The organism is Azospirillum sp. B4, from assembly GCF_000333275.1.
Lineage (GTDB): Bacteria > Pseudomonadota > Alphaproteobacteria > Azospirillales > Azospirillaceae > Nitrospirillum.
This window is the reverse complement of sequence record NZ_BACU01000129.1, coordinates 1-14,285: the sequence shown is the minus strand read 5'-3', so window position 1 is coordinate 14,285 and position 14,285 is coordinate 1. Positions and strand designations below refer to the sequence as shown.

Genomic DNA, 14,285 nt, shown 5'->3' with positions numbered 1-14,285 from the left:
GCCGAGACGAATCGACCACCTGCTCGGCCTGGCGCTTCACCTCGCTGGCCGTTTGCAGGCTATGGCCATAGCCGGTGACGACCACTTCCTGGATCGGCTCCGATGACGGCGCCTCATCCGCGCGGCCAATAAGCGGCACGAGGCAAAGGACCAGTGGCACGGCGGTGCGGCGCAGCAAAATGCTCCGGAACATCGTCAATTTATCCTGTGGCGAGGAGGGGGCGATGCGGCGAGCTGATAGCAGTCCCCGGCACAATTATTATTTAAACTTGATTAAATAATCGAGACTTTGGCAATTTTGCCAATGAACCCGGGGCGTCGGCCTGGCACCGGGCCTTATAGGGCGTCCTGGCGGCAGTCGCCTGGGACGCCACCTCTCCCCTCACGCTCACGGGCATCCGTCCTATCGACCGCGCCGGCTCACCGCCAGAGGCATCAGGTGGCATCAGGTGATGAGCACCTGATGCCGCGCCGCCTGCCGGGTGTCCTCGCCGTGGGCGAAATGCTGGACTGGGAGGCGCCCGCCGGCGGCTATCTGCTGCAAGCCCTGCTTCAGCGGGGCGCCAGCGGCCGCGGAAGGGATGGCGGGGTGGTTACTCAAATAGCGCCGATACACGGGCCAGCACGTCATCGACAATGAAATCCGGCGCCTGCTCGCTGAAACGGCCATTGCGGGCTTTCATATCGAGTGCCCGGATCTGATTGCAGAGAATGACGCCCGTGGCGTTGGTTCCAGCGCCGGACAACGATACGGCGAAGCCGCGCTCGCGGGCGAAATTCCCGCCTGTCGTGATTGGTGCCACGACAGGTGTGCCGAGCTGATTGAAGTCACGTGGCGTCAAGATCAGGACATATCGAGGTTTGGCTTCTTCCCGGCCCTTGGTCGGGTCCAGGTCGACATGCCAGATCTCCCCACGCTCCATTAGAGAACCTCACCACCAACGGAGGGAGCCTCTTGCCATTCTTGAACGTCACCAGAGGGTGGGGCGTTGGGATCGCATTGGGCCATCAGCTCAGCCAGGGAGTACTTGGGGCGAGGGCGAGGCTCCACCACCAGCTTACCTTGATCCACGGTCAGCGAGACCTTGGTGTTGGCTGCGAGGCCCAGCCCCTCCAACAAGGATTTGGGAATGGCCAGCATCACAGAGCCGCCAACGTTACGGAGCGTGGATGTCAGCATGGGAACCTCCAAAATTATATATCAGTATAACTGATATCGGGTTTCCGCCAAGAGTTCTCACCGCACTGGCACGGGTATGGCCGCCGTCGACTTCACCTCCTCCATCACCATATAGGTGTGGGTCTGGGCCACGCCCGGGATGCTGGACAGTTTGTCGCCCAGGAAGGCGCGGTAGGCGGCCATGTCGGCCACGCGCACCTTGATCAGGTAGTCGAAGCCGCCGGCCACCATGTGGCACTCCTGGATCTCGTCCATGGGGGCGATGGCGTCGGCGAAGATCTTGAAGACGTCGGGGCTGGTGCGGTCCAGCCGCACCTCGATGAAGGCCATCAGGCTGCGGCCCAGCCGTTCCGGGTCCAGCCGCGCCGCGTAGCCCTGGATGTAGCCGTCGCGCTCCAGGCGCCGCACCCGCTCCAGACAGGGGGTGGGGGACAGGTTCACGCGACGGGACAGCTCCACGTTCGACAGGCGTCCATCCTCCTGCAGGATGCGCAGGATGTTCAGGTCTATGCGGTCCAACTGGTCAGCGGTTTGGCGGGTCATATTTTCATCGTCCGAAGGGCGCCTTCGCCAGATGATATACTGAAAAAATCCCCAAATTGGCGGGAAATGTGCCGGTGATATCGCCATAATCCGCGACATCGACCGCTCACCCCAGCCTCAGGCAGCATCATGTACCAGGCGACCCAGTCCACCCCTTCGACGCCCGATCTTGCCACCCGCGATTTGGAGGGTCCCCGCGCGGCCTTGCGCCAGGCCAAGCACCTGAATGAGGAAGCGGCGGTGAAAGCCCTGCTCGCCGCCCATGGCCTGACGGCGGAGGAGCGCCGGGACATCGACGCCCGGGCGGTCGGGGTGGTGGAGACGGCGCGCGCCCGCCGATCGGAGCTGGGGCCGCTGGACGCGTTCATGCAGGAGTTCGGCCTGTCCAATCAGGAGGGCATCGCCCTCATGTGCATCGCCGAGTGTCTGCTGCGCATCGCCGACCCGGCCACGGCCGACCGGCTGATCGCCGAGAAGATCATGAAGGGCCAATGGGACCAGCACCTGGGCCAGTCCGACAGCGCCTTCGTCAATGCCGCCGCCTGGGGCCTGATGCTGACCGGCCGGGTGGTGGAGGTCGACACGAGCAAGCAGGGTGACGCCCCCGGTCTGCTGCGCCGCCTGGTCCAGCGTTCGGGGGAACCCGTCATCCGCGCCGCCATGATGAAAGCCATGCGCGTGATGGGGGAGCACTTCGTCATGGGCCGCACCATCGGTGAGGCGGTGGCCGAGGCGAAGAAGGCGAAGCCGGAAGGCACCGTCCATTCCTATGACATGCTGGGGGAGGGCGCCCGCACCTGGGAACAGGCGGACCGCTACCAGGCCTCCTACCTCAACGCCATCGACACGGTGGGGAAAGCGGCGGCGGGCCGCGGGCCCTACGCCGCCCCCGGCGTTTCAATCAAGTTGTCGGCCCTGCATCCGCGCTACGTTTTCGCCAAGCGCGCCGACGTCATGGCCCAGCTGCTGCCCCGGGTGAAGGATCTGTCCCTGGCCGCCAAGCGCTGGGACATCAACCTGACCATCGATGCGGAGGAGGCCGACCGCCTGGACATCTCGCTGGACCTGCTGGAGGGCCTGGCGCGCGATCCGGACTTGGCCGGCTGGAACGGCCTGGGCCTGGCCATCCAGGCCTATCAGAAGCGCACCGTGCACCTGGTGGACTGGCTGGCGGCGCTGGCCCGCTCCGCCGGGCGCCGGCTGATGGTGCGCCTGGTCAAGGGCGCCTACTGGGACACGGAGATCAAGTTCTCCCAGACCCAGGGCCACACCGACTATCCCGTCTACACCAAGAAGGCGGCGACGGATCTCAGCTACCTGGTGTGCGCGCGGCGGATGCTGGCGGCCAAGGACGCGATCTACCCGCAGTTCGCCACCCATAACGCCTATACCATCGCCGCCATCCTGCACCTGGCCGGCGACAACCGCGACCTGGAGTTCCAGCGCCTGCACGGCATGGGCGACCTGCTGTATGCCGCCGCCCGCGACAAGCTGAAGAACGTGCCGCGCGTGCGCATTTACGCGCCGGTCGGCACGCATGAGGACCTGCTGCCCTACCTCGTCCGCCGTCTCCTGGAGAACGGCGCCAACAGCAACTTCGTCAACGCCTACATGGACCCGGACATTCCCGTGGGCCAGGTGGTTGCCGACCCGATCGCCCTTCTGGAGGCTTTGCCCGTGCTGCGCCATGCCGGTATCCCCACCCCCGACAAGCTCTATGGTGACGAGCGCGCCAATTCCCGTGGCGTCGACCTGACGGACGAGGCCACGGTGCGCACGCTGCGTACGGCCATCGACGCCGCGCTGGCCCAGGCCTGGATGGCCGGCCCCATCGTCGGCGGCCAGGATGTTGCCGGCGTGAAGGGCCGCCCGGTGCTGGACCCATCCGACCGTACCCGCCAGGTTGGCACCACGGCCGACGCCACGGCGGCGCATATCGACCGCGCCCTGGCGCTGTCGTCCAAGGCCCAGCCTGCCTGGGACGCCCTGGGTGGCGAGGGCCGCGCCCGCATCCTGGACGCCATGGCCGACGCGCTGGAAGGCGACACCCCGGCCCTGCTGGGCATCCTGATCCGTGAGGCGGGCAAGACCTGGGGCGACGCCGTCGCCGAGGTGCGCGAGGCGGTGGACTTCTGCCGCTACTACGCCGATCTCGCCCGCAAGCAGTTCGGCGCCCCCACCCGCCTGCCGGGCCCGACGGGCGAGAGCAACGAGCTGTCGCTGCACGGTCGCGGCACCTTCGTCTGCATCAGCCCGTGGAATTTCCCGCTGGCCATTTTCACCGGCCAGGTGGCCGCCGCCCTGGCCGCCGGCAACGCCGTGGTGGCCAAGCCCGCCGAGCAGACCACCCTGGTGGGCGCCCGCGCCGTGCGCCTGTTCCACAAGGCCGGCGTGCCGGGCGATGTGCTGCATTTGCTGCCGGGTGATGGCGAGACGGTGGGCGCCGGCCTGGTGGCCGACGCCCGCATCGGCGGCGTGGCCTTCACCGGCTCCACCGAGACCGCGCGCCTGATCAACCGGGCGCTGGCCGCCCGCGACGGCGCCATCGTCCCGCTGATCGCCGAGACGGGCGGCCAGAACGCCATGATCGTGGACAGCACCGCGCTGCTGGAGCAGGTGGTGGACGATTGCATCACGTCGGCCTTCCAGTCGGCCGGCCAGCGCTGCTCCGCCATGCGTGTCCTGTTCGTGCAGGACGACGTGGCCGACCAGATGGCCCACCTGCTGAAAGGCGCCATGCAACTGGTCACCCTGGGCGACCCGATGGACCTGGGCACCGACGTCGGCCCCATCATCGATGAGGACGCGCGGCAGATCCTGGTGGCCCATGCCGAACGCATGGACCGCGAGGCCAAGCTGGTCCACGCCTGCCCCACGGACGGGACGCACGCCAACGGCACCTTCTTCGGCCCCCGCCTTTATGAGATCGACAGCCTGAAGCGCCTGCCGCGCGAGGTGTTCGGCCCCATCTTGCACCTGGTGCGCTGGAAGGCCGACAGCCTGGACCAGGTGCTGGCCGACATCGATGCCACGGGCTACGGCCTGACGCTGGGCGTGCACAGCCGCCTGGAGAACCGGGCGCAGGAGATTTTCCGGCGCCTGAACTGCGGCAACACCTACATCAACCGCAACATGGTGGGCGCCGTCGTCGGCGTGCAGCCCTTCGGTGGCCACGGGCTGTCGGGCACGGGCCCCAAGGCCGGCGGCCCCCACTACCTGCTGCGCTTCGCCACGGAGAAGACCCTGACAGTCAACATCACCGCCTTCGGCGGCAACGCCGACCTGCTGGGGCTGGGGGGCTGATCAACCCACCCGGGCTTCAAGACTCGGGGGGAACAACGACCCTCAGGCAGTGGGTCCGGAAGGGGGCGGAACCTTGTGGCGTCAGGCTGCAAGGGGCCGCCCCTCTTCTTTTGGGGGGCTTCCACCCCCGCTTCATCCTGGCCTTTTTCCCTATGAAGGCGGTGTAGTGGCCCTGATCCGTCAGGGACTTGCGTTGGCGGGCCGTGAAGGACATTCTGTGCGCCAACGTCCGGCGGTGCATCTGGGGCAATTGCCGGCAGGGGGGTTGGAAGAGTCATGACGGAGAGTGTGGAAGCGCCGCTGGTCCTGATCGTTGAAGACGAGCCGGCGACCAGGGCCTTGCTGGCGGGCTATTTTCATCAGGCCGGGTTCATGATCGCCGAGGCGGCCAACGGCAAGCAGACACGGGAAGCCATTGTCCGGCAGCCCCCCGATCTGGTTTTGCTCGATATCGAGCTGCCGGACGAGGACGGCTTTTCCATCGCCCGCGACATTCGGGAGATTTCCAACGTCGGCATCATCATCGTCACCCGCCGCGCCAATGAGGACGACCGCGTCTTCGGTTTGGAAACCGGTGGCGATGACTATGTCACCAAGCCACCCAATCCCCGGGAGCTGCTGGCCCGCGCCCGCAACCTGCTGCGCCGCACCCATCCCAGCAAGATGCGCCGGGCCGAAGGCACGGTGCGCCGCTTCGGGGGCTGGACCATCGACCTGGCCCGCCGCCGCCTGATCGACACCCAGGGGGTGGAGGTGCGGGTGACGCGCGGCGAATTCGAGCTGTTGGCCTTGCTGGTGCGTTCTGGCGGGCGGGTGGTGACCCGCGACCAGTTGATCGACGCCGTCAGTGGCACGGACCGCAACCCCAGCGACCGCACCATCGACGTGCTGGTCAGCCGCCTGCGTCGCAAGATGAACGATGGGGGCGCCCAGCCGCGCCTGATCCTGACGGAAAAGGGATTGGGCTACCGCCTGGGTGCCGATGTCACCGGTCCCTCGTAATCCGGTTGTCCCCTCTGGCAACACGACGGGCCCGATCCGGCTGGATCGGGCCCGTTTCGCTTCGGGGGCTGGCCTCAATCCTTCAGGCCGGCGCGGAATTCATCCAGCGTGGCCAGATCGCCATCGACCCGGGCCAACAGACGCGTCGCTTCCCGCAGGCCTTCCTCGGCGCGGCCGGCGCGAATCGCATGCTCCGCCTTCCTGGCCTGCTGCGACAGGGCTTCCAGGCCCACGGTCTGGGCACCGCCGCCCAGGCGGTGGATCAGGCGCTGCAGCAGCGGCAGGTCTTGCGCCTCCAGGGCGGCGCGCACGGCGGCCACACTGGCCGGCGCGTCATCCAGGTACTTTTCCGCGATCTGGCGCACCAGGTCCACGCCCAGGTCGTTCATGTGGCTGGTCAAAACGCCACGGTCCAGCACGGGCGCATCGGTGCTTAACCAGGATTCGGCCTCAGGGTGCGCAGTCATGGGCAGGGTCCCGCTTGTTCTCTTGTTATCGTAAACTTGGTCGCCACGGCGGAACGGAGGGTTCGCCGATGCCATTATTTTCCCACAATGCAGGGCGATTTTGGCACGGTTCCACTGGCGCGCCGCTCATGTCGCCGTCAGATATACTCCCTTTTGGGGGGCGCCATGTGCGGCAATGCAGCATGCACGGGGTGCGGCGGCTAAATTGCGCATGGAAAAGTGACGCGAATTGTAACACGCTGAACCAGGCCGGCCTTGGGAAAAGTTGGGCCGGGGCGTTCCCGGCGCAGGGAGCGGTCACCATCCGGATATGATCTGGGAAAAGGATAGTTTCGTGATGTTCAACGTCCGTCGGCCCCTCCTCGCCTGCGCCTTCGCGGCGGTGATGCTGACTGCGGCGGGCGCCGCCCCGGCGCTGGCCGCCGATGGGGAGCCCAACAGCGCCACCATCCAGTGGGCGCAGAACATCCTGAAGGAGCGGGAACTGTATGAGGGGCGCGCCTCCTCCCGCATGGACCCGCCCACGGTTGCTGCGTTGCGGCAATATCAGAAGGTGGAGGGCCTGAAGGTCACCGGCAAGCTGGACCAGGACACCATTGCGCGCATGATGGAAGGCCGCCCGGTGGACAAGACGGTTGGCAACCTGGCCGATCCTACCAGCCGCGCCCGCGCTTCCCAGCCGCGCCTGCGGGAAGAGGACGTGCAGCCCAAGGCTGCCCGTTCCGCCGTCGGCGTGGAGAAAGCCGCCCCGGCCCAGGAAAGCACGGTGCTGAGCGTGTCGCGCAACCCCGGCCCCCCGGCGGCAGCTTCCACGGCCGCTCCGGCCGGGAGCGCCGACCTGCCGCCGCCGTCGGTGACGCAGCGCCCGGGTGGCGCCCCGGCCGCTCAGCCGGCCCCCGGCCAGGATACCGCCGCCAGCGCAGGTCGCGCCGCTGTCGAGACCCAGTCCATGGGCGAGACGCCGGAATCGCCGGTGGAACTCACGGCGCCGGATTGGGCGCGCAACGCCCTGATGGGCTTCATCGCCGCCCTGCTGCTGCTGATGGGCGGCGTCTGGTGGTGGAGTGGCCGCCGCCCCAGCCGCAAGGCCGCGCCCAAGCGTGGCCGGCCGGGCGATGTCCGGCGGGAGCCCTCGCTGGGTGGGGGGGATACACGCCTACCCGATGGCCGGGTCATGCCCCACCTGGGCGAGACCACGGCCCGTCCCACCCGCTCGCCGGGTCTGCGTGTCGGCCGCTAAGTTTATCGCGGACGAGGTGCCGCTGGGGCGTGCCTTGTCCGCCGGCGCCGGCTTCGCGGGTGATTTCCGGTCGCGGCCATGCCGGCGCGACAGGACATTACGCGGTGGGCCCATGAGGGTTCGCCAAAGCTGCGCCGCGCAATAAAACAACGAAATCGACCGGGGCAAAGGTCGCCCCTAAGCTTTGTCCTGCAGACAGTTCCGCGCCCGCCGCATGCGCAAGACGGGCCGGATCACTGGCCCGGAGCGCCGCCAGCAGGCCCGGGCCCCCAGGCAGGAGAGTGCCCCCATGCTGTTCGACGCTCCGGATTTCGACAATCACGAGCTGGTCCTGTTCGGCCGTGACCCGGAGAGTGGCCTGAAGGCCATCATCGCCGTCCACGACACCACCATGGGGCCAGCCTGCGGCGGCTGCCGCATGTGGCCATACGCCACTGAAGCCGATGCGGTGAAGGACGTGCTGCGCCTGTCCCGTGGCATGAGCTACAAGAATGTCATGGCGGGCCTGCCGCTGGGCGGCGGCAAGTCGGTCCTGATCGGCGACCCCAAGACCGCCAAGTCGGATGCCTTGTTCCGCGCCTTCGGCCGTATGGTGGAAAGCCTGGGCGGCCGCTACATCGCGGCGGAGGACGTGGGCATCACCGTGGCCGACGTCCAGGTCATGGGCCGTGAGACCAAGCATGTGGCCGGCCTGAACCACGGTGCCGCCGCCAGCGGCGACCCGTCGCCCTTCACCGCCTACGGTGTCTATCTGGGCATCAAGGCGGCGGTCAGTCACCGTCTGGGCACCGACAGCCTGAAGGGTGTGCGCGTGGCGGTGCAAGGCCTGGGCAATGTCGGCAGCCACCTGTGCCAGCGCCTGGCCGAGGAGGGCGCCATCCTGACCGTCAGCGACATCTTCACCGACCAGGTGGCCCGCATGGTGGACCGCTTCGGCGCCACGGCGGTCGACCCCGCCCTGATCCACGCCCAGGATGTCGACGTGTTCGCGCCCTGCGCCCTGGGCGGCATCCTCAACGACCAATCCCTGCCGCGGCTGAAGGCCACGGTGGTGGCCGGTGGCGCCAACAACCAGCTGGCGGTGGATGCGGTGGGCCGGCAACTGCGGTCCATGGGGGTGCTGTACGCCCCCGACTATGTCATCAACGGCGGTGGCATCATCAACGTCGCGGGCGAGGTGGGCGGCACCTACAGCAAGGAGGCCATCCTGGCCAAGGTGGAGGCCATCCACGGCACGCTGGCGGACATCTTCCGCCGTGCCGACGCCGAGGACCGCCCGACCAACGAGGTGGCGGACCAGATGGCGCGTGAGCGCCTGGCCGCCGGTCGCGCCAGGGGCATGGCCAAGGTCGCCTGACGCAGTCACCCTCCAAGCCTTGATCAAGGCCGGTGTCCACAAATGGGGCGCCGGCCTTTTTCGTTGCGATTCCGAACGATTATGACCCTTACGGTGGGGTGACTCCGGCTCCGCCCCGCTTATATGATGCCCCAACCGCCAGCCAGGGCGGCGTATCCAAGGGGACGGGGCATGCAGGAGCTGCGGGCGATCAGCTTCACGGAACGGGAGCTGATGACGGCCATCGTGGAGTTCACCGGCCGCCTCAATCGCAAGCTGCCCGTGGGCATGGTCAAGGATCCCATCATCATCGAAGGGCCGCCCATCACGGTGCAACTGCCCATCGAGGACGACTACGGCAAGATGCATGAGGCCACCTTCGCGGAGATGGAGGTGGCGGCGGCCCTGGTCAACTATTGCATGGCCCGGAAGATCCGCATGCCGGCCAAGGCCGAGAAGGTGCTGCAGATCATCTCCGGCGCCGCCACGCTGGTCATCTGGCTGGGGGAGCAGGAGGTGGGTACCAAGCGCGTCAAGTCCACCCTGCGCAACCGGTGACCGGCCGCCGGACATTCTCCTGTCACATGTTGTCACGCGTGCAGGTCATGGCTGGGTCGCGGCGCTGTTGACTTGTGCATACAAATCCGGCACTTCCTAGCCCATCCTGTCGGGGGAGTGGGCGCGCAGTCAGGTCCAATTCCCGGTCAGTTTTGATTTTAACCGGTAACTCCAGGACCTTTTGCCATGACCGACGCCGCCGCCGCCACTGATGCCGGCCAGATGCCCCCGTTCTACCGGGACCCGGTTCCCGTTGACCTCAGCCGTCACGGCGATTGGAAGCTGAAGCAGCAGCGTACGTTCTCCTATGCCGCCAACGCCAATGCCATTCCGATCGTTGGCGAGGAGTTCATCTCCCTCAACGGCCACTACCCTATCGTCTTCACCCTGGGCGGCAGCCCGGCGGCGGTGGTGCTGACGGGCGTGCGCCCGGACGAGAACCTGTTCGTGGATGGCGAGGGCACCTGGCGCAAGAACACGCCGATCCCGGCCTATGTCCGCCGCTATCCCTTCCTGATGATGGAAACCCCCGATCGCGAGCGTCTGGTGCTGTGCCTGGAAGAGGACGCGAGCCTGGTCGGCCCTGATGGCGACGTTCCCCTGTTCGAAGTGAGAAGGCGGGTCCGGCCGGCAATGACGCCCTGAACTTCTGCGCCACCTTCAATCAGTCCGCCATCGCCACCAGCGCCTTCTGCAAGGAGCTGTTCGACCGTGGCCTGCTGGTTGAACAACGCCTGGACCTGACGCTGTCACACGACAACAGCCGCATGACGCTGACCGGCTTCACCATCATCGATGAGAAGAAGTTCAACGAGTTGCCCGATGACGTGTTCCTGGAGTGGCGCAAGCGCGGCTACCTGGGCCTGGTCTACTCCCACTTCATCTCGCTGTCCCGCTGGAGCATCCTGGCGGAACTGGCGTCGGAGCGGGTGCTGGCCAACAAGGGCTGATACCCACGTCAGTCAAGTCAGCTGAAAAAGGAAACGGCGTCGGCGGAAGGACCGCCGGCGCCGTTTTCTTAAGATCCGAGCCCGTCAGCGGCGGGGCAGCAGCGTTACGCGCAAGCCATCCAGTTCGGCCTTGATGTCGATCTGGCAGGACAGGCGGGAGCGGCCGGGCTGGTAGGTCGGCTCCTCCTCCAGCAGCGCCAGTTCATCCAGGCTGGGCTGCGGCAGGCGGGCCGCCCAATCCGGATCCAGCAGCACGTGGCAGGTGGCGCAGGCGCAGGAACCGCCGCAGTCGGCGTCCAGCGGCAGGTCGTGATCGCACACGTTCTCCATCAGGGACGCCTTGACATCCCCGTCGATAACGTGCTCCGCGCCATCGGCATCGATAACGTGGATGGTGGGCATGGGTCGTTTTCCTTGCAGCGGCGGAAACGGAACCGTTCCCCGGCCGAGACGGTGCGGCGTGGATCTGTCCACGGCATCGTGTCGGTCGGGAAACGATGGGCAGGTGATAGTGAAATCCAGGCGCGCGCGCGAGGCGAAATCGGCACGGCGGTGCTGAAAAACCGCCGTGGCCGTGTCTGAGCCCCCCTGTCAACTGCCGCTGGCTCGCGTATATTGACGGTCATCCACGGAAGTGCCCTGGCCGGATGCGACTCCGGCCGGACCATCCGGGCTTCTCTGACCGGGACTGCGAATGACCTTGGAAATCCGCACTTTCTCCATCCGTGACGCCGCGCATGAAGAGGATGAGGTCCGCCTGGCCTCGTTCCTGCGCACGGTGGAGGTCTCGCGCATCGATACCGCCTACGCCGAAGGGGCCTGGCGCGTGCTGGTGCAATACCGTGACCTGCGCCGCAAGGAGGAAACCGCCCAGATCGAATCGGCCATCATCTCCGCCATCAACGGCTGGCGGACGGAGGTGGCGAAGGCTTTGGGCGTCGACAAGGAAGAGATTCTGCCCAATTCCGTGGTGGCGGAGATCGCCCGCTACGCCCCGACGACGGAGATCGAGCTTTCGGTCATCAGCGGCGCCTCCGGCTTCGACGTGGCGGGCCGTGGCGGACAGATCGTGCAGATCGTGCGTCAGACCATGGAAGATCTGACCAGTTGAGGCGCCTGCTTCTCGCCGCCTGCCTCCTTGCCGGGGGAGCCGCCGCGCTGGCGGCCGGGGCGGCCCGCGCCGACGAGGTGGGGTCGTTCAGCAACGACTGGACGGGAAACGGGCTGACGGTGGAAGCCGTGCCCGACCCCGACATCCAGGGCGTCACCTGCCACATCGTCAGCTTCTCGCGCAGCGTCATCGACCGCCTGCGCAAGGGCAACTGGTTCGAGGATCCGTCCAACACCTCGATCGCCTGCCGGCAAACCGGGCCCATCGTCATCGGCAAGATCGACACCTCCAAGGGGGGAGAGGAGGTCTTTTCCGAGCGCAAGAGCCTGATCTTCAAGTCCATCGCCGTCCGGCGAATCTATGACCGCGCCAATGACACCCTGATCTATGTCATCTACAGCCGGCAGGTTAAGGACGCCTCCGCCAAGATGGCCATCTCCACAGTGCCCCTGTTCAATGCCAACCCCACCTGGTCCAAAGGTAAGCCGGAGCGTTAACCCCCTGTTCAAACGGGTGGAAAATCGAATGGTTAGCCCACTGGGCATACATCAATCGGTTGACTGCCCGGTTAGGTGGCGTCACCTTTAGGACAGCATCCATGCATCGGTGGAGCATTCGGCTTAGCGGCGGGGCTGCCAACGGGCCGGAAGATGGCCTTCGCGGGCGGGGGAGGGACTTCCCCGCTCCTAGGGCGCTATTGCCGGTTGGGGCGGGCTATGGTCTTAGGGTTATTGCGGGACAAGGCCGACAAGACGCCGCCATTGAGCGCGCCGCGTGGCGTTTCCTTCGAGGTGCAATACCTCAAGGACGACCACTGGCTGACCGAGCAGATCTGCCGCAAGGAGGAAGACGCCCGCGCGCTGGCGGCCCGTCTGTTGCCCACCCGCACCGGCGTGCGCATCATCCGCGAGTTCATCCGACCCGGCCGGGGCGGTGAGACGGTCGATACCATCATCTATACCGAGTACCGGCAGGAGCCGAAACGCGCCATCGCGCCGGTTCCGGTGGAAGAGGCGCACTATTGCCAGGTGCCGCAGGAATTCCTGTCCTTTGACAGCCGCGTGCTGATCTCCCGTGTGCTGCGCCAGTATCTGGACGAGAAGGGCGTTACCGCGTCCGAACTGCTGCACAACGCCGGCGAGGCCAAACGCGTCCTGAATTTCGAAGCGCTGGTTCCCAACGCCGTCACCCGCGTGGCCACCCTGCAAAGCCGGGAGTCGGGGGAAGACAGCCGCGCCCGCCGCGACGTCATCCTGGGCGTGCTGGAACAGCTGCGCCAGCGGGCGGAAAAGGCTGTGGCCAACCGCGCGCTGCCTTATCCCAAGGAAATCGGTTTCGCCGCCACCATGCGGCAGGTGATCGAAATCCTGGGCATGGCCGAGGACACGACGCCAGAGGCGGCGGCGGAAGAGGCGGCCTACCTAGGCAAGGTCATCGTCTGCCGTGACCTGGTGAACATTCGCGGCCTGCTGGGCAAAGCGGACTGGCTGATCGACCTGGCGTCGGACGAGGAACTGGCGTCGGACGACGCGGCCCTGTTGGACCAGTTGCTGGCGGATGTGCTGGTCGCGCCCGACATGGTGCGCGACATGCTGGGCCGGCAGCCGGATCTGGTGACGGCGCTGAACCGCATGATCGACCTGATGGACGGGACGTTCGAATCCCAGGGGCTGGAAATGGCGCCGCCGACCACGGCGGCCATCAGCCGCTGGGTGGCCGGTCCCCACGGCAATGAGACGCGCGTCGTGCTGCTGGACTTCCTGCGCCGGCAGGTGCGCGGCACCCAGCGTCTGTCGCACGGTGAGCCGCTGCAGCAGATCGCCAAGTACCGGACGTTGGTGAACCGCCTGCTGCGGCCCGAGGGCCTGTTGGGCGGGCCGTCCATGGCCGAGGCCGTGCTGATGGGCTATCATCGTTTCATCGAGCAGGGCGGGGCCGAAGGCCGCAGGGTGGCGCTGGATGCCGTGCTACAGCTTTTCCCCACGGGGGCGCAACGGCTGGCTTATCTGGCCAACCTGGCCCGGTCGGACGTGGGCGCCAAGGATGGCGCCGCCATCGCCGCCCAGGCTCTGGAGATCGCTAACCGCGTCAGCGGCCTGAATGATCTGGTCGACCGGGCCCTGCCCCTGAAGCCAAAAATGGAGGCTAGCGCCGCCCTCTACCGCCTTGTGACGGAGGGTCCGGCCCTGCCGGAAGATCTGGGGGAGCGTCTGGGCACGCGCCTGGACGACCTGGTCGCCGACTATATCGTGGAAGGCCGGGTGATCGAGCGGTTGGACGACCCCGCCGCCAGCCTGCGGGTCCGTGCCAGCCGGCTGGTGCAGTTCGCCGCCGCCGAGGTGCTGGCCAGCCCCAAGGCCCGCCGCATCGTGCGAGACCAGATCATCAGCCACCTGCGTCAGCCCAACTTCGACACCAAGTTTGTCGAGGGACTGACGACGGATGCGGAGAAGGCGGCGGCGCTTCGCACCTTCTATGACCTGCTGAACCGCGCCCAGTTCATGTGAGTGGCAGGCAGCGGGAAGACGACCCTCCCGCCGTTACGGGCCCGGCCCCGCGGACTTGGACCGCGGTCGCCACCCGATTAGAGCGGAA

Annotated in this window: 16 protein-coding genes; 10 read left to right on the top strand and 6 right to left on the bottom strand. The window is 66.9% G+C overall.

Annotated features, from left to right (window positions below; translation table 11 throughout):
• From I55_RS06165 to I55_RS06150, 4 genes are all read right to left on the bottom strand, one after another.
• On the bottom strand, positions 1 to 193 hold a 193-nt coding region (locus tag I55_RS06165; RefSeq protein WP_044559622.1), incomplete at its 3' end, for a hypothetical protein.
• A gap of 400 nt (positions 194 to 593) precedes the next feature.
• A complete protein-coding gene (locus tag I55_RS06160; protein ID WP_044559621.1) occupies positions 594 to 923 on the bottom strand; it encodes a type II toxin-antitoxin system PemK/MazF family toxin in 330 nt (109 codons plus the stop codon).
• Positions 923 to 1,180: an AbrB/MazE/SpoVT family DNA-binding domain-containing protein gene (locus I55_RS06155; RefSeq protein WP_044559620.1), complete on the bottom strand. Its 258-nt coding sequence runs from the start codon at positions 1,178 to 1,180 to the stop codon at positions 923 to 925. The genes I55_RS06160 and I55_RS06155 overlap by 1 nt, the downstream gene beginning before the upstream one ends.
• A gap of 57 nt (positions 1,181 to 1,237) precedes the next feature.
• Positions 1,238 to 1,723, bottom strand: a complete 486-nt coding sequence (locus tag I55_RS06150) for an Lrp/AsnC ligand binding domain-containing protein (protein ID WP_040843736.1) — start codon at positions 1,721 to 1,723, stop codon at positions 1,238 to 1,240.
• Positions 1,724 to 1,852: 129 nt separating this feature from the next.
• On the opposite strand from I55_RS06150, the gene putA reads away from it, so the two are divergent.
• Both putA and I55_RS06140 read left to right on the top strand, forming a co-directional pair.
• Complete coding sequence (putA, locus tag I55_RS06145) at positions 1,853 to 5,026, top strand: bifunctional proline dehydrogenase/L-glutamate gamma-semialdehyde dehydrogenase PutA (protein WP_083900886.1); 3,174 nt, start codon at positions 1,853 to 1,855, stop codon at positions 5,024 to 5,026.
• A gap of 276 nt (positions 5,027 to 5,302) precedes the next feature.
• Positions 5,303 to 6,028: a response regulator transcription factor gene (locus I55_RS06140; protein ID WP_044559619.1), complete on the top strand. Its 726-nt coding sequence runs from the start codon at positions 5,303 to 5,305 to the stop codon at positions 6,026 to 6,028.
• A 74-nt stretch (positions 6,029 to 6,102) separates the two neighbouring features.
• On the opposite strand, the gene I55_RS06135 is transcribed toward I55_RS06140, so the two are convergent.
• The gene (locus tag I55_RS06135) at positions 6,103 to 6,495 is read right to left on the bottom strand and encodes an Hpt domain-containing protein (protein ID WP_044559618.1); all 393 of its coding nucleotides are present in this window, start codon (positions 6,493 to 6,495) and stop codon (positions 6,103 to 6,105) included.
• A 337-nt stretch (positions 6,496 to 6,832) separates the two neighbouring features.
• On the opposite strand from I55_RS06135, the gene I55_RS06130 reads away from it, so the two are divergent.
• The 5 genes from I55_RS06130 (at position 6,833) to I55_RS34125 (ending at position 10,579) form a co-directional block, all read left to right on the top strand.
• Positions 6,833 to 7,735 (top strand): peptidoglycan-binding domain-containing protein, encoded by a 903-nt coding sequence (locus I55_RS06130; protein ID WP_159107122.1) that lies wholly within the window; start codon positions 6,833 to 6,835, stop codon positions 7,733 to 7,735.
• A 289-nt stretch (positions 7,736 to 8,024) separates the two neighbouring features.
• Complete coding sequence (locus I55_RS06125) at positions 8,025 to 9,092, top strand: Glu/Leu/Phe/Val dehydrogenase (protein ID WP_044559616.1); 1,068 nt, start codon at positions 8,025 to 8,027, stop codon at positions 9,090 to 9,092.
• Between the two features lie 171 nt (positions 9,093 to 9,263).
• Entirely contained in the window at positions 9,264 to 9,629 is a 366-nt protein-coding gene (locus I55_RS06120; protein WP_044559615.1) for a hypothetical protein, read from the top strand.
• 186 nt (positions 9,630 to 9,815) lie between these two features.
• Positions 9,816 to 10,274: a SapC family protein gene (locus I55_RS32795; RefSeq protein ID WP_049973875.1), complete on the top strand. Its 459-nt coding sequence runs from the start codon at positions 9,816 to 9,818 to the stop codon at positions 10,272 to 10,274.
• Positions 10,271 to 10,579, top strand: a complete 309-nt coding sequence (locus tag I55_RS34125; RefSeq protein ID WP_083900884.1) for a SapC family protein — start codon at positions 10,271 to 10,273, stop codon at positions 10,577 to 10,579. Before I55_RS32795 ends, I55_RS34125 begins: the two co-directional genes overlap by 4 nt.
• 84 nt (positions 10,580 to 10,663) lie before the next feature.
• Here I55_RS34125 and I55_RS06110 read toward each other — a convergent pair whose 3' ends face one another.
• A complete protein-coding gene (locus tag I55_RS06110) occupies positions 10,664 to 10,981 on the bottom strand; it encodes a 2Fe-2S iron-sulfur cluster-binding protein (RefSeq protein WP_044559614.1) in 318 nt (105 codons plus the stop codon).
• 292 nt (positions 10,982 to 11,273) lie between these two features.
• On the opposite strand from I55_RS06110, the gene I55_RS06105 reads away from it, so the two are divergent.
• From I55_RS06105 to I55_RS06095, 3 genes are all read left to right on the top strand, one after another.
• A complete protein-coding gene (locus tag I55_RS06105) occupies positions 11,274 to 11,690 on the top strand; it encodes an HRDC domain-containing protein (protein ID WP_044559613.1) in 417 nt (138 codons plus the stop codon).
• The gene (locus I55_RS06100) at positions 11,687 to 12,187 is read left to right on the top strand and encodes a CreA family protein (RefSeq protein ID WP_085939954.1); all 501 of its coding nucleotides are present in this window, start codon (positions 11,687 to 11,689) and stop codon (positions 12,185 to 12,187) included. Before I55_RS06105 ends, I55_RS06100 begins: the two co-directional genes overlap by 4 nt.
• 219 nt (positions 12,188 to 12,406) lie before the next feature.
• A complete protein-coding gene (locus tag I55_RS06095; protein WP_252181039.1) occupies positions 12,407 to 14,197 on the top strand; it encodes a hypothetical protein in 1,791 nt (596 codons plus the stop codon).
• Positions 14,198 to 14,285: the final 88 nt, after the last annotated feature.